The sequence below is a fragment of the Rhizomicrobium sp. genome, assembly GCA_037200045.1.
In the GTDB taxonomy this organism is placed as follows: domain Bacteria; phylum Pseudomonadota; class Alphaproteobacteria; order Micropepsales; family Micropepsaceae; genus Rhizomicrobium.
This window is the reverse complement of sequence record JBBCHM010000001.1, coordinates 1,478,562-1,495,517: the sequence shown is the minus strand read 5'-3', so window position 1 is coordinate 1,495,517 and position 16,956 is coordinate 1,478,562. Positions and strand designations below refer to the sequence as shown.

At 65.9% G+C, this 16,956-nt stretch carries 18 protein-coding genes; 11 read left to right on the top strand and 7 right to left on the bottom strand.

Translation table 11 applies throughout. The features are described from left to right. Positions 1 to 4 precede the first annotated feature (4 nt). From WDM86_06985 to WDM86_06975, 3 genes are all read left to right on the top strand, one after another. Complete coding sequence (locus tag WDM86_06985) at positions 5 to 535, top strand: shikimate kinase (protein MEI9989768.1); 531 nt, start codon at positions 5 to 7, stop codon at positions 533 to 535. Then, positions 532 to 1,623 (top strand): 3-dehydroquinate synthase, encoded by a 1,092-nt coding sequence (aroB, locus tag WDM86_06980; protein ID MEI9989767.1) that lies wholly within the window; start codon positions 532 to 534, stop codon positions 1,621 to 1,623. Before WDM86_06985 ends, aroB begins: the two co-directional genes overlap by 4 nt. Before the next feature lie 90 nt (positions 1,624 to 1,713). After that, positions 1,714 to 3,000: an HlyC/CorC family transporter gene (locus WDM86_06975; GenBank protein ID MEI9989766.1), complete on the top strand. Its 1,287-nt coding sequence runs from the start codon at positions 1,714 to 1,716 to the stop codon at positions 2,998 to 3,000. A 164-nt stretch (positions 3,001 to 3,164) separates the two neighbouring features. On the opposite strand, the gene WDM86_06970 is transcribed toward WDM86_06975, so the two are convergent. Then, the gene (locus WDM86_06970; GenBank protein ID MEI9989765.1) at positions 3,165 to 3,443 is read right to left on the bottom strand and encodes a BolA family protein; all 279 of its coding nucleotides are present in this window, start codon (positions 3,441 to 3,443) and stop codon (positions 3,165 to 3,167) included. A 90-nt stretch (positions 3,444 to 3,533) separates the two neighbouring features. On the opposite strand from WDM86_06970, the gene WDM86_06965 reads away from it, so the two are divergent. From WDM86_06965 to WDM86_06950, 4 genes are all read left to right on the top strand, one after another. After that, entirely contained in the window at positions 3,534 to 4,139 is a 606-nt protein-coding gene (locus tag WDM86_06965; protein ID MEI9989764.1) for a J domain-containing protein, read from the top strand. Between the two features lie 69 nt (positions 4,140 to 4,208). Continuing rightward, the gene (cobS, locus tag WDM86_06960; protein ID MEI9989763.1) at positions 4,209 to 5,201 is read left to right on the top strand and encodes a cobaltochelatase subunit CobS; all 993 of its coding nucleotides are present in this window, start codon (positions 4,209 to 4,211) and stop codon (positions 5,199 to 5,201) included. A gap of 139 nt (positions 5,202 to 5,340) precedes the next feature. Then, complete coding sequence (cobT, locus tag WDM86_06955; protein ID MEI9989762.1) at positions 5,341 to 7,221, top strand: cobaltochelatase subunit CobT; 1,881 nt, start codon at positions 5,341 to 5,343, stop codon at positions 7,219 to 7,221. 221 nt (positions 7,222 to 7,442) lie between these two features. Further along, positions 7,443 to 8,200 (top strand): IS5 family transposase gene (locus WDM86_06950; GenBank protein MEI9989761.1). Its coding sequence is split into 2 segments (ribosomal slippage): positions 7,443 to 7,782 and positions 7,782 to 8,200, totalling 759 coding nucleotides; the frame shifts between segments, so codons are not numbered across the junction. A gap of 16 nt (positions 8,201 to 8,216) precedes the next feature. On the opposite strand, the gene WDM86_06945 is transcribed toward WDM86_06950, so the two are convergent. Both WDM86_06945 and rpmB read right to left on the bottom strand, forming a co-directional pair. Beyond that, on the bottom strand, positions 8,217 to 8,927 hold the full coding sequence (locus WDM86_06945) for a hypothetical protein (protein ID MEI9989760.1): 711 nt from the start codon (positions 8,925 to 8,927) through the stop codon (positions 8,217 to 8,219). A gap of 187 nt (positions 8,928 to 9,114) precedes the next feature. Continuing rightward, the gene (gene rpmB / locus WDM86_06940) at positions 9,115 to 9,411 is read right to left on the bottom strand and encodes a 50S ribosomal protein L28 (protein ID MEI9989759.1); all 297 of its coding nucleotides are present in this window, start codon (positions 9,409 to 9,411) and stop codon (positions 9,115 to 9,117) included. 112 nt (positions 9,412 to 9,523) lie between these two features. Here rpmB and WDM86_06935 point away from each other — a divergent pair, with 112 nt between their 5' ends. Then, positions 9,524 to 9,814 carry a helix-turn-helix domain-containing protein gene (locus WDM86_06935; GenBank protein ID MEI9989758.1) on the top strand — a complete coding sequence of 97 codons (291 nt, stop codon included), beginning with the start codon at positions 9,524 to 9,526 and terminating at the stop codon, positions 9,812 to 9,814. Positions 9,815 to 9,891: 77 nt separating this feature from the next. Continuing rightward, positions 9,892 to 10,641 (top strand): glucose 1-dehydrogenase, encoded by a 750-nt coding sequence (locus tag WDM86_06930; protein MEI9989757.1) that lies wholly within the window; start codon positions 9,892 to 9,894, stop codon positions 10,639 to 10,641. 38 nt (positions 10,642 to 10,679) lie between these two features. On the opposite strand, the gene meaB is transcribed toward WDM86_06930, so the two are convergent. Continuing rightward, the gene (meaB, locus tag WDM86_06925; GenBank protein MEI9989756.1) at positions 10,680 to 11,681 is read right to left on the bottom strand and encodes a methylmalonyl Co-A mutase-associated GTPase MeaB; all 1,002 of its coding nucleotides are present in this window, start codon (positions 11,679 to 11,681) and stop codon (positions 10,680 to 10,682) included. A gap of 67 nt (positions 11,682 to 11,748) precedes the next feature. Between meaB and WDM86_06920 the strand changes: the two genes are divergently transcribed. Beyond that, positions 11,749 to 12,603, top strand: coding sequence for a DUF3108 domain-containing protein (locus WDM86_06920; protein ID MEI9989755.1), 855 nt, complete (start codon positions 11,749 to 11,751; stop codon positions 12,601 to 12,603). Positions 12,604 to 12,669: 66 nt separating this feature from the next. Then, complete coding sequence (locus WDM86_06915; GenBank protein ID MEI9989754.1) at positions 12,670 to 12,903, top strand: DUF433 domain-containing protein; 234 nt, start codon at positions 12,670 to 12,672, stop codon at positions 12,901 to 12,903. A 322-nt stretch (positions 12,904 to 13,225) separates the two neighbouring features. Here the strand turns inward: WDM86_06915 and WDM86_06910 are convergent, their stop codons facing one another. From WDM86_06910 to scpA, 3 genes are read right to left on the bottom strand one after another with little or no spacing between them, the layout of a single operon-like run. Further along, positions 13,226 to 14,113, bottom strand: coding sequence for a 2-dehydropantoate 2-reductase (locus WDM86_06910; protein ID MEI9989753.1), 888 nt, complete (start codon positions 14,111 to 14,113; stop codon positions 13,226 to 13,228). Further along, the gene (locus tag WDM86_06905; GenBank protein ID MEI9989752.1) at positions 14,110 to 14,502 is read right to left on the bottom strand and encodes a hypothetical protein; all 393 of its coding nucleotides are present in this window, start codon (positions 14,500 to 14,502) and stop codon (positions 14,110 to 14,112) included. Before WDM86_06905 ends, WDM86_06910 begins: the two co-directional genes overlap by 4 nt. Before the next feature lie 29 nt (positions 14,503 to 14,531). Further along, on the bottom strand, positions 14,532 to 16,685 hold the full coding sequence (gene scpA, locus WDM86_06900; GenBank protein ID MEI9989751.1) for a methylmalonyl-CoA mutase: 2,154 nt from the start codon (positions 16,683 to 16,685) through the stop codon (positions 14,532 to 14,534). Between the last annotated feature and the right edge of the window lie 271 nt (positions 16,686 to 16,956).

Sequence of the window (16,956 nt, the reverse complement as noted above, 5' to 3'; positions counted from 1 at the left end):
AGCCATGAAACTGACGCGGACCGTGGCACTGGTGGGGATGATGGGCGCCGGCAAAAGCTCGATCGGCCGGCGCCTGGCCACGCGACTGAACGTGCCGTTCAAGGACGCCGACAGCGAGATCGAACACGCCGCCGGCTGCTCGATCTCGCAGATCTTCGCCCGCTATGGCGAGCCGGCCTTCCGCGACGGCGAGCGCAAGGTCATCGCACGGCTGCTGGCCGAGCCGCCGCATGTGATGGCGACCGGCGGCGGCGCCTTCATGGACCCGACGACGCGCCAGCGGCTGAAGCACGACGCGGTCACCATCTGGCTGCAGGCGCCGCTCGACGTGCTGCTCGCCCGCACCGGGCGGCGCGACAGCCGGCCGCTGCTGCAGGGCGGCGATCCGCGCGCGACCCTGGAACGGCTGCTGGCGGAGCGGTCGCCGATCTATGCCCTGGCGGATTACACGCTGGACGGCGAGGACGGGCCGCACACCGCCTCCGTCGAACGCATCGTGGCCCTGCTGAGCGAAACCGGGGCGCTGGCGGCATGAACCAGACCGTCGACGTCAGCCTCGCCGAACGGTCCTATCCGATCCATATCGGGCCGGGGATGCTGGCCCGCGCCGGCGCGCTGCTGAAGCCGTTGGCGCGCGGGCCTCTGCCGGTCGTCACCGACAGCCATGTCGGGGAGATGCATCTGGCGATGCTGCTGGACGTGCTCGGCCATGCCGGACTGGATGCGCGGCCGATCGTGATGGAACCGGGCGAAGGGACGAAAAGTTTCGCCGGCCTCGAAAGGCTGACCAACGAATTGCTGCATACCGGCGTGGATCGCGGCGGCCTCATCGTCGCGTTCGGCGGCGGGGTGATCGGCGATCTGACGGGCTTCGCGGCGGGCGTGCTGAAGCGCGGCATCGCCTTCGCGCAAATTCCGACGACGCTTCTTGCGCAAGTGGACTCATCGGTCGGCGGCAAGACCGCGATCAACACGGCGGCGGGGAAGAACCTCGTCGGGCTGTTCCATCAGCCGAGGATCGTGATCGCCGATACCGACGTGCTGGCTTCGCTGCCGCGGCGCGAATTGCTGGCCGGCTATGCCGAGGTCGCGAAATACGGCGCGCTGGGCGACGCGGCGTTCTTCGAATGGCTGGAGGCGAACGGCGCCAAGGCGCTTGGCGGCGACAGCGACGCGATGGTGCATGCGGTGGCGCATTCCTGCCGGATGAAGGCGCAGATCGTGGCGCGCGACGAGCGCGAGACCGGCGACCGCGCGCTGCTCAATCTCGGCCATACGTTCGGCCACGCGCTGGAGGCGGCGGCCGGCTTTTCGGACCGGCTGCTGCATGGCGAAGGCGTCGCCATCGGCATGGCGCTGGCGTTCCGGCTGTCGGTGACGCTCGGGCTATGCCGCGGGCAGGACGCCGAGCGGTTCGTGCGGCACCTGAAGGCGGTGGGCCTGCCCTCCTCCATCGCGGACATCCCGGGCGAGCGGCCTTCCGTCGAGACGCTGCTGGCGCACATGGCGCACGACAAGAAGGTCAAGGACGGACGGGTGACGTTCATCCTGCTGCGCGGGATCGGGCAGGCCTTCGTGACGAGCGATGTTCCGCTGGAGGCGGTGAAGGCGATGCTCGCTTAAATCACCTCCCCTTGCGGGGAGGTGATTTACGCCGCTGGCCCCCCTGCCCCTTGAATGACATTCTTGTCATCCGTTGATGCGAGATTCCCCATGGATACCGTTCTTCTGCTCTCCTTCGCGCCCGTCCTGGCCCTTTTGGTGCTGGGCGCGTTCTTCGCCGGGTCGGAAACCGCGCTAACCGCGGTGTCGCGCGGGCGCATGTACCAGCTCGAAAAGGAAGGCTCCCGCGCCGCCCGCGACGTCAACCGCCTCGTCAACAACCGCGAGCGGATGGTCGGGGCCCTCCTGCTCGGCAACACCTTCGTCAACATCCTGGCCTCGTCGATCGCCACGATGGTGCTGGAGCACAGCTTCGGCCACCGCGCCGTCATCATCGCCACCGCGATCATGACCGTGCTGATCCTGTTCTTCGTCGAGGTGCTGCCCAAGACGCTCGCCATCGCCCGCACCGACCGCTTCGCGCTGGCCGTGGCGACGCCGGTGCGCCTGGTGGTCGGCGTGCTCGCGCCGGTCGTCAACACGGTGCAGTTCATCGTCTGGCGGGTGCTCGCGCTGTTCGGCGTGCGCGAGAACGAGGACGACGTCGTCGAGGCGCATGAGGAGATCCGCGGCACGGTCGACCTGCACCACAAGGAAGGCACGGTGGAGCGCGAGCACCGCGACATGATCGGCGGCATCCTCGACCTTCGCGAGCTCACCGTCAGCGACGTGATGATCCACCGCAAGAACATGGCGACGATCGACGCCGATTTGCCGCCGCAGCAGATCCTGCACGAGATCCTGGAGACCAACCATACCCGCGTGCCCTTGTGGCGCGAGCAGCCGGACAACATCATCGGCATCGTCCACACCAAGGACATCGTGCGCGCGATCCTGGAGCACGACCGCGCCATGCTCGACGTCGCGGCGCTGGCGACGGCGCCCTGGTTCGTGCCGGAGACCACGATGCTGGAGGAACAGCTCGACGCGTTCCGCGAGAAGCGGTCGCATTTCGCGCTGGTGGTCGACGAGTACGGCGCGCTGCAGGGCCTGATCACGCTGGAGGACATCCTGGGCGAGATCTTCGGCGACATCCCCGACGAGCACGAGGTGCAGGGCCGCCCCGACGTGCGCCGCCGGCCCGACGGCTCGTTCCTGGTCGACGGCACGGTGCCGATCCGCGAACTGAACCGCGACCTCGACTGGAACCTGCCCGACGAGGAGGCGACGACCATCGCCGGGCTGGTGATCCACGAGGCGCGGACGATTCCCGATGTGGGGCAGCGGTTCAAGTTCTTCGGCTACGAGTTCGAGGTGCTGCGGCGGCAGCGGAACCAGATCACCGCGCTGCGCGTGACGCCGCCGGTGGCGGCGGCAACCGAAACGCCGGCCTCTTAACCCTCCCGCATGCGGGAGGGTCGAAAAATTGGAGCGAAGCGAACAATTTTTCGGGGAGGGGACGGTGGTGAGATCGCGCTTCCATGGAGAGGCTGTCCCCTCCCCGAAAAATCCGCCGCTGCGCGGCGTATTTTTCGACCCTCCCGCAAGCGGGAGGGTTGTTTTCACTTCTCCTGCCACATCTCCGCGGGGGTGATCGTGGTCAGCGCGAGCGCGTGGACGCGGTTGGGCTTCAGTTCCTCGGCCAGCGCGGCGTAGACGCGGCGCTGGCGCTCCACCCGCGAGAGACCCTCGAAGGCCTGCGACACGATTCGCACGCTGTAATGCGTCTCGCCGCCCGGGCGCGCGCCGGAATGGCCGGCATGCTTGTGGCTGTCGTCATCGACAACCAGCTCTGCCGGCGCGAAGGCGTCTTGCAGCTTTTGCCGGATTGTGTCGGCCATCGTCATGCTTCAAGCGTGTCAGCCGTCCGCGGCGTTAAGTCAAGCGATACGTTTTCTTGTTTTTTCGCGTCCGCGCCCCATAATTCCCAGATGGCCGCGAAGCAGAGTGCAAAGTTCAAGACCGACATCCGGATCAAGCCGGACGGCCCGCGCGTGGAACCGAAGAAGGTCGCGCGCCCCTGCGACCGCGCCGGCTGCGAGGCGAACGGCGAGTTCAAGGTCACGCGCTCGCGCGAGCGGCTCGGCGAATATATCTGGCTCTGCCTTGCCCACGCCCGCGAGCACAACGAGTCGTGGGACTTCTTCGCCGGCATGGACGAGAAAGCCATCGAATCCTTCCGCAACGACGCCATCACCGGCCATCGCCCGACCTGGCCGCTCGGCAAACGCGCGGCCCGTATGCAAAATCCGTTCGGCGCCTTCACGGTGGACGACAATTACGGCCAGTTCGAGGATGACGCCGATTCCAAGCCGCATATCCGCCGCCCGGAGCGCACCCTGACGCGGCTGCAGATGCAGTCCCTGGACACCCTGCAGCTGGCGCATTCCGCCACCTTGCTAGAGATCAAGGCGCGGTATAAGGAACTTGTGAAGCGGTTTCATCCCGACGCGAACGGCGGCGATCGGGGCGCCGAGGAGCGTCTGAAGCAGGTTATCAAGGCCTATGGCGTGTTGCGCGCCTCCGGGCTGACCTAACGAGGGCTCCTTCCAACGCCCTCCCCTCATCCGGCGCGCGTCCAAGAATCTAGAGCCGGATACCAGGACATGACGGAACAACAGGAACTCGACGCCGCGATGATGCCCGACGTGGATGTCGACGTGAAGGCCACGTTCGGCATCGACACCAGGATGAAGATCAAGGGCTTCAAGACCACGACGTCCTATGTGCCGGACCGCGACCCGGCCTACCGCTTCGACCGCGAGACGACGCTCGCGATCCTGGCGGGCTTTGCCTTCAACCGGCGCGTGATGATCCAGGGCTATCACGGCACCGGCAAGTCCACCCATATCGAGCAGGTGGCGTCGCGGCTCAACTGGCCGTGCATCCGCATCAACCTCGACAGCCATATCAGCCGCATCGATCTGATCGGCAAGGACGCCATCGTCCTGAAGGACGGCAAGCAGATCACCGAGTTCCGCGAGGGCCTGCTGCCGTGGTGCCTGCAGCATCCCGTGGCGCTGACCTTCGACGAATACGACGCCGGCCGGCCGGACGTGATGTTCGTCATCCAGCGCGTGCTGGAGGTCCAGGGCAAGCTGACGCTGCTCGACCAGAACAAGGTGATCCGGCCGCATCCGGCGTTCCGCCTGTTCTCGACGACGAACACGATCGGGCTCGGCGACACCACCGGCCTCTATCACGGCACGCAGCAGATCAACCAGGGCCAGATGGACCGCTGGAGCATCGTCACCACGCTCAACTATCTCAGCCACGATGCCGAGCAGGAGATCGTGCTGGCCAAGGTGCCGTCCTATGCGGCGACGCCCGAGAAGAAGAAGCAGATCGCGGCCATGGTCCGCGTCGCCGACATGACGCGCAACGCCTTCATCAACGGCGACCTTTCGACCGTGATGAGCCCGCGCACCGTGATCACCTGGGCGGAGAACGCCGAGATCTTCAACGATATCGGTTTCGCCTTCCGGCTGACCTTCCTGAACAAATGCGACGAGCTCGAACGCGCCAGCGTGGCGGAGTTCTACCAGCGCTGCTTCGGCGAGGACCTGCCGGAAAGCGCGGCGAAGGTGCTGGTGACGTGACACAAAAGGTGTCATGGCCCGCGAATGCGGGCCACCCAGTTGAAATCTGCACCGTCGCGGCGGTGTCACCTGGGTCGCCCGTCCGTACGCTGCCGCTACGGACCGCGGGCGATGACAACCATGGTTGGTTCGACTAGGCATGTCCAAACCCGAAAATCCCTCCGAGCCGTTCAAGCGCGCCGTCACCGCCTCGGTGCGGGCGCTGTCGGGCGAGCCGGAGATGGAGGTCACGTTCAGCGCCGAACCGCCGGCGCTGCGCGGCCTGAAGGCGCGGCTGCCCCTGCCGTCGCGCAACCTGCCGCCGAACGAGGTCGCCATCGTGCGCGGCGCCGGCGACGCCTATGCGCTGCGCCGGGCCCATCACGTCGACAAGATCCACGACCAGTTCCGCCCGCAATCGGCCGATGCCGCCGCGGTGTTCGAAGCCGCCGAGCAGGCGCGCGTCGAAGCCATCGGATCGCTCGCCATGAAGGGCGTGGCGAACAATCTGACGGCGCAGCTCGAACAGCGGCTGGTGCAGCGCGGCCTCGGCAAGGCGCGGGTGCGGGCCGACGCGAACATCGCCGACGTCGTCGGCCTGATGGTGCGCGAGAAGCTGACCGGCGAGAAGCCGCCGGAGGTGCTCAAGAACGCCGTCGAATTGTGGCGGCCCTTCATCGAGGAGCATGCCGGCAAGGACCTCGCCAGGCTGGAGAACTCGCTGCGCGACCAGGCGCAATTCGCCAAGCTGACGCGCACGATCCTGAAGGACCTGAAGCTCTCCGACGAATTCGACGCCGACGAATCCTCCGACGACACCGGCGAGGGCGAGAACGCCGAGAACCAGGAACAGGAAGGCGAGGAGCAGGATTCCGACGCCCAGACGGAAACCGCCGAAGCCGACATGCAGGAATCGGAGGGCGAGGAAAGCGAGGATTCCTCCGCCGAGATGCGCGCCGAGCAGACCGACGAGATGTCGGACGCGGCCGAGCCCGAAGACGGGATGAAGCCGCAGCGGCCCGAACAGCCCTTCGCCCACAAGGACGATTGGGGCTACAAGGTCCACACCTTCCAGTTCGACGAGGAGGTCGAGGCGGACGAGCTGTGCGACGCCGAGGAATTGTCGCGGCTGCGCAATTTCCTCGACCAGCAGCTCCAGGCGATGTCGGGCGTGGTCTCGCGCCTCGCCAACAAGCTCCAGCGCCTGCTGATGGCGCAGCAGAACCGCACCTGGGAGTTCGACATCGAGGAAGGCATGCTCGACACCTCGCGCCTGCCCCGCATCATCATCGATCCGATGTATCCGCTCTCCTTCAAGCGCGAGAAGGACATGACCTTCCGCGATACGGTGGTGACGCTGTTGCTCGACAATTCGGGCTCGATGCGCGGGCGGCCGATCATGGTGGCGGCGATGTGCGCCGACATCCTGGCGCGCACGCTGGAGCGCTGCGCGGTGAAGACCGAGATTCTCGGCTTCACGACGCGCGCCTGGAAGGGCGGGCAGTCCCGCGAAAAGTGGATCGCCGACGGCAAGCCGCCGCATCCCGGCCGGCTCAACGATCTGCGCCACATCATCTACAAGGCGGCCGACGAGCCGTGGCGCCGGGCGCGCAAGAATCTCGGCCTGATGATGCGCGAGGGCCTGCTCAAGGAGAACATCGACGGCGAGGCGCTCATGTGGGCGCATAACCGCATCGTCGGGCGGCCCGAGCAGCGCAAGATCCTGATGGTGATCAGCGACGGCGCGCCGGTGGACGATTCGACGCTGTCGGTCAACGCCGGCAATTATCTGGAGCGCCATCTGCGCCGGGTGATCGAGGAGATCGAGGAGAAATCCGACGTCGAGCTGACCGCCATCGGCATCGGCCACGACGTGACGCGCTATTACCGCAAGGCCGTGACCATCGTCGACGCCGAGCAGCTCGGCGGCGCGATGACCGAACAGCTCATCGGGTTGTTCAAGGAAGAGAAGGGCCATGAAGGCCATATCCGCGCGCCGCGCGGCCTCGCCAAGCGCACGCCGCGGCACGTGGCGCACTGATTTCCTCCCCCGCTGTTGCGGGGGAGGTGGCATGCCGTAGCGAAGCGGAGGCATGACGGAGGGGGCCGACGCCAGCGCAGGCCCCCTCCGCCTCGCTTCGCTCGGCACCTCCCCCGCAACAGCGGGGGAGGAAACTAGGGTGTGGACCTATTAAAGGTTTGGGATTCTCAGGCAGTTAGATTTGTGATTCCGTTGTTGGGTTGATTCTCGGGAGTTTGCCCATGAGCAACCTGTTCTGGCTCAGCGAAGAGCAGTTCGAGAAGATCAAGCCGTTGCTGCCCAATGATGTGCGCGGTGTGCCGCGCGTCGATGACCGACGCGTCCTTAGCGGCATCATCCATGTCATCAAGCGCGGTTTGCATTGGTCGGACTGCCCGGCGGAATACGGTCCGGCCAAGACGATCTATAACCGTTATGCGCGGTGGGGCGAGAAAGGCGTGTTCGCGCGGATATTCGCGGCCCTGGTTGCCGAGGCCGGAGCCCCCGACAGTCTGGCCATAGACAGCACGCACATTAAAGTTCACCGCACCGCCGGAAGCGGGCGTAAAAAAGGGGCGCGGATCGCGGCATAGGCAGTTCGCGCGGAGGCCGAAACAGCAAGGTTCATGCGGTCACCGACGACAAAGGCCGTCCCGTCGTTCTGGTTCTGACGGCCGGCAATGTCAGCGACTATGTCCCTGCCAAAGCGTGCATCGAGGCAGCGCCGAAAACCGCTGCCGTTATTGCCGACCGTGGTTACGACAGCGATGAATTGCGCGACTTCATCAAAGCGCGCGGCGCAAAGCCCGTCATTCCGCCGAAGAAGAATCGCAAGGTTCAGTACCGCTACGACAAGGCGCTCTACAAAACCCGCAATCGCATCGAACGCTTCTTCTGTCGCCTCAAGGACTTCCGCCGCGTCGCAACACGCTATGACCGGCAGCCCTATATCTTCATGGCCGCCGTCTTCATCGCTTCCATCGTCGCATTTTGGCTATAAGTTATGAGTCCTAACCCTAGTACCCGCCAAACCCCGGCAGCGGCTGCACGATGCGGCGGAGCAGCCAATAGGGGACGAGCGCCAGGATCGCGCCGCCGACCAGCAGGCCGGTGTGGATGCCCATCTGGGCGAACCACGGCGCCGGCGTGCCGGCATAGGCGGCGGCGTAGAAGATCGGCGCGAAGACCAGCGAGGCCACCACCGAGCCGATCAGGGGCGCGGTCCACCAGCGCGGGCCGCGCGCGCCGTCGAAGGCGATGATGCCGACGAAGCTCGCGATGAAGAACGCGCCGCCGAACGCCGCCACGGCGCGCATGCTGGGCACCACCGCCTCGGGAAGGAACAGCGTGATCACCTGGCCGCCGAAGATCATGCCCGCGGTCAGCGCCGCGAAGGACAGCACGACCTGGGCGAAGGCATAGGCCGGGCCGTAACGGCGATTCGTGAGATGGACCGTCAGGAACGCCGCCGGCAGGAGAAGATGGCTGACCGTCAGCCAGCGCACGCCGCCTTGGGCGAAATAGGGCAGCGTCGTGTCCATGTAGAGGTACATGGCCGCCAGCGCGGTGCAGAGCGCCAAAACGGGAATGACGGTTCGCAGTATGGCGCGGAACATGTCCGCGAGGCGGCGGCCGAGGCCGGCATTCTGGCCGTAGCCCTGGTTGTGCCAGGTTGTGTCGCTCGCCCCGCGCAGCCGGTATGGCCCGTCATCGATGCCGATCGCCAAACGCCGCGATGCCCCATCCCGCGCCGATACCGAACCTGATTCGTAAGCCCGCACTTCACCCCACCCCTGTGCCGGCCGCCTTTTCCGCGCCTGACACATTTTGAGACACTAGGGCAAAGTTCGTGCAGGAGCCATGCCTGTGGACAGGCTAAACAAGGTAAATTTTATAGGAGCTTAGCGGGAACTCTTAAGCCGCCGCTTTGGCCGCGGTTTTCTTGGCGACGGCACGCTTCAGGCGCAGCGCCTTGGCCGACAGCACGGCGTCCTTGGACTTGAGCAGGAAGGGATCCAGGCCCCCGACCTTATCGACGGTGCGCAGGGCGTTCATGCTGATCTTGAGCACATAGGAATTGCCCAGGACCTCGCTGGCGAGCGAAACCTGCTGCAGGTTCGGGCGGTAGATCCGCTTGGTCTTGTTATTGGCGTGGCTGACATTGTTGCCAACCAACGTGCCTTTTCCGGTCAATTCGCAGCGGCGTGCCATGGGAGTCTCGTGTCCAAAAGAGGCGCTCTCATAAGGATTAGGCCCGGCGCGGTCAAGCCGGGACCGGCCCCGGCTTTGGACCGGCGCCGCCCTACCCCATATTAGAGAGGACATGACCGCCAAGGCCCAAGCCCTCACCGACCGCCAGTTCACCCGCATCGCCCGGGCGCTGGCCGAGCCGCGCCGCTACCAGATCCTGCGGCAGATCGGCGAATCCACCAGGCCGACGCCCTGCGGCCAGCTTCGCGAGGCCCACAAGATCAGCATGGCGACGCTGTCGCATCACATGAAGGAGCTGGAGACCGCCGGCCTGATCCGGATCGTCCGCGAGGGCAAATTCGCCTTCCTCGTCCTGGAGCGGGACGTGCTCAAGGCCTATCTCGACCGGCTGGCGGCGATTTGAAACCGGATTCCGCCACGGCCCCTTGATGCCGACAGTTAGACGATTATCTAACTGTCGAACCAAAGGGAATGTTCCACATGCACAGGCTTGAAGGAAAGGTCGCGCTGGTCACCGGCGCGTCGAAAGGCATCGGCGCGGCCATCGCGCGGGCGCTCGCCGCCGAGGGTGCGGCGGTCGCGGTGAATTACTCCAGCGACCGGGATGGCGCGTCGCGCGTCGTCGCCGACATCAAGGACGGCGGCGGCAAGGCCGTCGCGATCCAGGCCGACGTCTCCAAGGCGGCCGACATCGCGCGGCTGTTCGCCGAAACGAAGAAGCATTTCGGCCGGCTCGACGTGCTGGTGAACAATGCCGGCGTCTACAGTTTCGCGCCGCTCGACAAGATCACCGCGGAGGAATTCCACCGCCAGTTCGACATCAACGTGCTGGGACTTCTGCTGGCGACCCAGGAGGCGGCCCGCCTGTTCGGGCCGGAGGGCGGCAGCGTGATCAATATCAGCTCGACCGCGTCCAAGATGTCTCTTCCCGAGACGGCGACCTATACGGCGACCAAGGCGGCGGTGGATGCGATCACCGGCGTGCTCGCCACGGAATTGGGACCGCGCAAGATCCGCGTCAACGCGATCAATCCGGGCGGCACCGAGACCGAGGGCACGCACGCCATGGGCGTCATCGGCAGCGACTTCATGAACGAGATGATCGCCAAGACGCCGCTCGGCCGCCTCGGCCAGCCGGGCGACGTCGCGACGGTCGCGACCTTCCTGGCCTCCGCCGACTCCGCCTGGATCACCGGCGAGACCATCCTCGTCTCCGGCGGCCTGCGCTGACTGCAAGGCAACGCGCTCCCCAAAGGGGCGCGTTGCCGTCAGCGGAACGACACGCCGGCGAGCAGCGACCGCGCCGCGGCGTTGGGCAAGGTCTCGCCCGCGAGCACCCGGGCTTCGAGCGCGCCGACCCGCCGTTCCAGCGCCGGGTCGCCCAGGATGCGCTCGGAGAGGCCGGCCTGGACCTCGCTCCAGAACCAGCGGCGGTTCTGCTCGGCGCGCAAGCCTTTGAGCTGGCCGGTCGCGGCCAGCGTGCCGTGGATCTTTTCCATTTCCCGCCACGCCGCATCGATGCGCAACCCGCCGATCGACGAGACCGTCAGCACGGCGGCGGCCAGGCCGGCATAGCGCGGCCGCATCAGGTGCAGCGCCGCCTGATAGTCCGAGGCCGCGCGCATCGCCGCCGGCAGCAGATCGCCGTCCGCCTTGGTCACGATCAGAAGATCGGCCAGTTCCATTACGCCGCGCTTGATGCCCTGCAGGTCGTCGCCGCCGCCCGGCGAAGCGAGCAGCACAAAGAGATCGGTCATGTCGGCGACGGCGGTCTCCGACTGGCCGACGCCGACCGTCTCCACCAGCACGACATCGAAGCCGGCCGCCTCGGCGAGCAGCATCGATTCGCGCGTGCGCCGCGCCACGCCGCCCAGCGTCGTGCCCGCCGGCGAGGGACGGATATAGGCGCCCGGATCGCGCGCCAGCTTCTCCATGCGCGTCTTGTCGCCGAGGATCGAACCGCCGGAGCGCCGCGACGACGGATCGATGGCGAACACCGCGACGCGCTTGCCCAGGCTCGTAAGATGGCCGCCGAACGCCTCGATGAAGGTCGATTTGCCGACGCCCGGCGCGCCAGAGATGCCGATGCGCATCGCTCCGCCCGTTCTGGGCAGGAGCGCGGTCAGCAGCGCCTCGGCCTGCGTCTGATCCTGTACCGTCGTGGACTCCACGAGCGTGATCGCCCGCGCCAGGGCCCGGCGGTCGCCAAGGGTTACGGACGCGGCAAGGTCCGCGCCGTTAACCGCTTTTGAATCCAGGGGCTTGGCCATAATTGGACCATAGTGGTTTTGGAGCGTCCGCGCCGCTACTTTGCGCCTCCACAAGGAGCCCGGAACAATGAAAATTCGTCACGCCGTCCTTGCGCTTGTCGCCGCCGCGCTGCTTGGGGGCACCGCCTTCGCCGCCGGCGGTTCGGGCGGCGAGACGCCGTCCCAGCCGGGCTCCACCTTGCAGATGGCGATGACGCTCTATGCCGGCGGCGTGACGCTGGGCAAGGTCGACCTCAACACCAAGATCATCGGCGACCAGTACCATTCGGTGTCGAACCTGCAGACCTCGGGCATCGTCAATGCGTTCTGGCAGTCGGAGATCCAGGCGACGTCCACCGGCACGGTGGCGCCCAAGGCGTTCCATCCCGGCCTCTACGATTCGTTCTACACGGGGCATGCCGACAAGAAGCAGGAAGTCTCGCTGACCTATGACGAGGGCGGGCCGGTCCGGCTCTATGCCGATCCGGTCTATCCGACCACCGGCTATGAGGTGCCGCCGGCGCAGCAGAAGGGGACGTTCGATCCGTTGAGCGCGATCACCTATTTCGTCTCCGGCGTCGGCATGTCGGCGGACAATCCGTGCTCGGTCCTCTTGCCGGTGTTCGATGGGCGGCGGCGCTACGACGTCGAGTTCGTGAAGGTGAAGGACACCACGGTCGCGCTCGACAACGGGCTCTACAAGGGGCCGGCGGTGCTGTGCGAGATGAAGTACCGGCAGATCTCCGGCTACAAGCCGCGCGTGCTCAAGGACGCGGCGAAATTCCCGCTGATCAACGCCTGGGTCACGACGATCCCGAGCGCGGTGACGGGGCGGCGCTATGTGGTTCCGCTGCGCGTCTGGGCGAGCACCGATTACGGCGTGATCGCCGCGGTGGCGACGCAGCTTCGGGTCGACGGCGCGCCGCTGAAGCCGGCGGGGTAGCGCGGGGCGGTGACCGTGAACGTCTCTTCGGCTAGACTGTGGCGGAAGGCGCAGGAGTGAGTGGCAATGCCGGTCTTGGACTGGTCGCGATGTCCGGCGGTCGAGAGCATTCCCGGCAAGGTCAGCGGCGCGTGGCTGTTCAAGGGCACGCGGACTCCCGTCGCGACGATTTTCGAGAACCTGGAAGATGGACTGACCATCGACGAGGTGATGGCGCAGTTTCCCGTCACACGCGAGCAAATCCAGGCCGTGCTGGAGTTCGCCGCCCGCAGCCTCGATCCGGCGCTGACCGAGCGCTGATCCGCGTTCTGTTCGACAACGGAACGCCGCGCGGACTTGCTGTCGTACTGACGGGGCACCTCGTTGAGGAGACCCGCGCCCGAGGCTGGGACACCTTGCGAAACGGCGAGTTGCTCGACGCGGCCGAGCGTGCAGGTTTCGGCGTCTTCGTCACGACCGATCGAAACCTTCGTTACCAGCAGAATTTGGCCGGACGAAAGATCGCAATCGTCGTTCTTAGCAAGGGCCGCTGGAAGCTTATCCGGGCAAGGCAATCCGAAATTGCGGCGGCGATCGACAGCGCACAGCCGGGATCGTTTACGGAAGTGGAGATACCCGGCACCTATGCCGGTGCTTCGCTCAGCGATTTCAAGATCGGCACGATGGTGTCGGCCACGGGCGTCGCGATGCCGTGCTTCCTGCCGAGGCGCGCGACGACGCCGTTGCGGGCGTCCCATTCCAGCGGCTTGCCGTCGCGGCGGTCGTAATACATCGAATTGCCGCGCCCGCCCGGATGGATGAAAAGACCGACGATCTGTTTGGCGAAGCCGTCCGGGAAGGTCGCGCCCTCGACGCGGCCCACCGCCATGGTCTCCTCGACGATGCGCTCGCCGAGCGGGCGCAAATCGGGATAGACGGCCAGCGCCGCCGGATGGTTCAGGATCGCGCACAACGCGCCACTGCACGCGTTCATGCAGAGCTTCTCCCAGGCGCGCGAAGTGAAATCGGCGTCCGTGACGGCTTTGACGAAGCTTCCTTCAAACAGGCTCGCGAATGCGCGGCCGGCGGCATCGTCGGGAACAGTGAGCGCGGCGCCGCCGAAGGTCATGATCTCGCCGGGCGCGGTTCGCTCGGCGGGCAGCATCACCACCACCGGCACCACCGCGTTGCCCGGGCCGATATAGGGCGCGACGTGTTCGCGGTGCTCGACGCCGTTCTGCAGCACGGCGATCTTGGTGTCCGGGCCGACCGTCGCCTTCAGCCAGGCGGCGGCTGAATCCGTCTGATGCGATTTCACGCAGAGCAGCACCCAATCGGCCGGACTTGCGTCGGCGGGCGACGTGACGACCTCGACGGGGAGCGCGCGGCGCTCTTTGGTGTCGGCCCGCGTCAGGGCGAGTTCCGAAAACCTGCGATTGGCGCAGACGATAAGGTCCCGTCCTTTCTCCAGGAGCGCGAAGCCGACCGTGCCGCCGATGGCGCCGGGTCCGATGAGGGCGATTTCGGTCATGTTGTCTCCCCGCCAAATCTCTTGTGTGCCCAGTCAAATGCTCGCAGCAACACGATGACAAACATTCCGACGATGGACAGCAGGACCATGGCGATTTGGATTCGCCCGCCGCCGGCAACCGTGAACAAGACGCCCTGCAAGACGACAAGGCCGCCGATGGATCCGACTAGCGGCAGGCGCCATGCCGCGAGCGGCCAAATCAGAACCGCATAAGCGAGGAGCGTCTCGACAAGCTCTCGCCAGATCGGACCGCCGGCAATCGCGGAATAGATTGCGCCGACCGGCAGCCCGAATTTGCTGTACAGGGTCGTTATCATCGCGATGTAGGTGGCAGCGATCTCGACGATCGTCGCGACCGCCGCGCCTGCTGCGGTCAGCACGACGGTCACGAGAAGTCCGCGGCGCGTCGGCACCCGCATCACTCCGCCGCGTGGTGCAGGGCCCGGGCGCGGATCAGCTTGAGCACGTTGCGGGCGGCGTCGGGGATGTTGGTGCCGGGGCCGAAGATCGCGGCGACGCCGGCCTTTTTCAGCGTGTCATAATCCTGCGCCGGGATCACGCCGCCGACCACCACCAGGATGTCGTCGGCCTTCTGCTTCTTCAGCGCATCGATCAGGAGCGGCACCAGCGTCAGATGGCCCGCCGCCTGGCTGGAAACGCCGATCACGTGCACATCAGCGTCGATCGCGTCCTTGGCGACTTCCTCCGGCGTCTGGAACAGCGCGCCGATATCGACATCGAAGCCGAGATCGGCGAAGGCGGTGGCGATCACCTTGGCGCCCCGGTCGTGGCCATCCTGGCCCATCTTGGCGACCAGCATGCGCGGGCGGCGGCCCTCCTCCTTGGCAAAGGCTTCGACCTCGCCGCGGATGGCGCCGAATTCGTTGTCGCCCTCATAGGCCTGGCCGTAGACCCCGGCGATGGAGCGGATCTCGGCGCGGTGGCGGCCGAACACGCTCTCCATCGCGTCGGAGATTTCGCCGACCGTGGCGCGCGCCCGCGCCGCCTCGACCGCGAGCTCGAGGAGGTTGCCGTTGCCCTTGGCGCCGGCGATCAGGGCATCGAGCGCGGTCTTCAGCTTCGCCGGATCGCGCGCCGCCTTTACCTGCTTGAGCCGGGCGATCTGGGAATCGCGCACCTGCGCGTTGTCGATGGCGCGGACATCGAGCGCGTCTTCCTTGGCAAGCTGGAACTTGTTGACGCCGACGATCACGTCCTCGCCACGATCGACGCGCGCCTGGCGCCGCGCCGCGGCTTCCTCGATGCGCAGCTTGGGGATGCCGGCCTCGACCGCCTTGGTCATGCCACCCATCGCCTCGACCTCGTCGATGATCGCCTGCGCGGCGTCGGCCAGCGAATGCGTCAGCGCCTCGACGTAGTACGAGCCGCCCAGCGGATCGACCACTTTGGTGATCTGGCTCTCGTTCTGGAGGATGAGCTGGGTGTTGCGCGCGATGCGGGCGGAGAATTCGGTCGGCAGCGCGATGGCCTCGTCGAACGAATTGGTGTGCAGCGACTGCGTGCCGCCCAATACCGACGCGAGGGCCTCGATCGTCGTGCGCACCACGTTGTTGTACGGGTCCTGCTCGGTCAGCGACACGCCCGAGGTCTGGCAATGGGTGCGCAGCATCAGGCTTTCCGCGTTCTTCGCGCCGAAGCCGTCCATGATCCGCGACCACAACAGCCGCGCGGCGCGCAGCTTGGCGACCTCCATGAAGAAATTCATGCCGATGCCGAAGAAGAACGACAGGCGCGGCGCGAATTCGTCGACGCCCAGGCCCTTGGCGAGCGCGGCGCGGACATATTCGATGCCGTCGGCCAGCGTGAAGGCAAGCTCCTGCACCGCCGTCCCGCCCGCCTCGTGCATGTGATAGCCGCTGATCGAGATCGAATTGAATTTCGGCATCTTCTTGGCGGTGTATTCAATGATGTCGGCGACGATGCGCATCGAGGGCGTCGGCGGATAGATGTAGGTGTTGCGCACCATGAATTCTTTCAGGATGTCGTTCTGGATGGTGCCTGACAGCTTGGCCGCGGGCGTGCCCTGCTCCTCGCCGGCGACGATGAAATTCGCCATGATCGGGATCACCGCGCCGTTCATGGTCATCGAGACCGACATCTTGTCGAGCGGGATGCCGCTGAACAGGATCTTCATGTCCTCGACGGAGTCGATGGCGACGCCCGCCTTGCCGACATCGCCGGCGACGCGCGGATGATCGCTGTCATAGCCGCGATGGGTGGCGAGGTCGAACGCCACCGACAGGCCCATCTGCCCGGCCGCGAGGTTCTTGCGGTAGAAGGCGTTGGACTCCTCCGCCGTCGAAAAGCCCGCATACTGACGAATGGTCCAGGGCCGGCCGGCATACATGGTGGCGCGCACGCCGCGCATATAGGGCATCTGGCCGGGCAGCGAATGGGCCGCCTCGAAGCCTTCCAGGTCGGCGGCGGTGTAGAGCGGCTTGACGTCGAAGCCCTCCGGGGTGCGCCAGGTCAGGCTCGCCAGGGGGCGGTCCTTCAATTCCTTCCGAGCCGCCTTGGCCCAGCTTTCCGGTGTCTTCCCGTCGCCGCTCATGGTTCCCGCTTTCCTGGTGTTTGGCGGCAGTATCGCAGGTGCGAAATGGCCGTCAAACCTGTCATGCCTTTGTCTTCGTTCCGTAACAAATCATCCGGGTACGGATTAACCGGTGGATAAGCCCGTCCGACTCCACGACTAGGTAAATCCACAAGATGTAGTGGTCCGATAGTCTTGACTTTCCACTAAACGTATGAGAACAAAGGATGATATTTTATCGGTTAGTGATTCGGGCCCGGTTCGTTCGCGGAACGTACCTTCCGTTTACGGA

What these genes read in the sequence shown, in the direction of transcription:
- WDM86_06935 (MEI9989758.1), top strand. Translation starts at nt 9,524, where the DNA reads ATGACCGCCAAGGCCCAAGCCCTCACCGACCGCCAGTTCACCCGCATC.
- cobS (MEI9989763.1), top strand. Translation starts at nt 4,209, where the DNA reads ATGACGGAACAACAGGAACTCGACGCCGCGATGATGCCCGACGTGGAT.
- meaB (MEI9989756.1), bottom strand. Translation starts at nt 11,681, where the DNA reads ATGGCCAAGCCCCTGGATTCAAAAGCGGTTAACGGCGCGGACCTTGCC.
- WDM86_06975 (MEI9989766.1), top strand. Translation starts at nt 1,714, where the DNA reads ATGGATACCGTTCTTCTGCTCTCCTTCGCGCCCGTCCTGGCCCTTTTG.
- WDM86_06930 (MEI9989757.1), top strand. Translation starts at nt 9,892, where the DNA reads ATGCACAGGCTTGAAGGAAAGGTCGCGCTGGTCACCGGCGCGTCGAAA.
- scpA (MEI9989751.1), bottom strand. Translation starts at nt 16,685, where the DNA reads ATGAGCGGCGACGGGAAGACACCGGAAAGCTGGGCCAAGGCGGCTCGG.
- rpmB (MEI9989759.1), bottom strand. Translation starts at nt 9,411, where the DNA reads ATGGCACGCCGCTGCGAATTGACCGGAAAAGGCACGTTGGTTGGCAAC.
- cobT (MEI9989762.1), top strand. Translation starts at nt 5,341, where the DNA reads ATGTCCAAACCCGAAAATCCCTCCGAGCCGTTCAAGCGCGCCGTCACC.
- WDM86_06915 (MEI9989754.1), top strand. Translation starts at nt 12,670, where the DNA reads ATGCCGGTCTTGGACTGGTCGCGATGTCCGGCGGTCGAGAGCATTCCC.
- WDM86_06985 (MEI9989768.1), top strand. Translation starts at nt 5, where the DNA reads ATGAAACTGACGCGGACCGTGGCACTGGTGGGGATGATGGGCGCCGGC.
- aroB (MEI9989767.1), top strand. Translation starts at nt 532, where the DNA reads ATGAACCAGACCGTCGACGTCAGCCTCGCCGAACGGTCCTATCCGATC.
- WDM86_06965 (MEI9989764.1), top strand. Translation starts at nt 3,534, where the DNA reads ATGGCCGCGAAGCAGAGTGCAAAGTTCAAGACCGACATCCGGATCAAG.
- WDM86_06910 (MEI9989753.1), bottom strand. Translation starts at nt 14,113, where the DNA reads ATGACCGAAATCGCCCTCATCGGACCCGGCGCCATCGGCGGCACGGTC.
- WDM86_06970 (MEI9989765.1), bottom strand. Translation starts at nt 3,443, where the DNA reads ATGGCCGACACAATCCGGCAAAAGCTGCAAGACGCCTTCGCGCCGGCA.
- WDM86_06920 (MEI9989755.1), top strand. Translation starts at nt 11,749, where the DNA reads ATGAAAATTCGTCACGCCGTCCTTGCGCTTGTCGCCGCCGCGCTGCTT.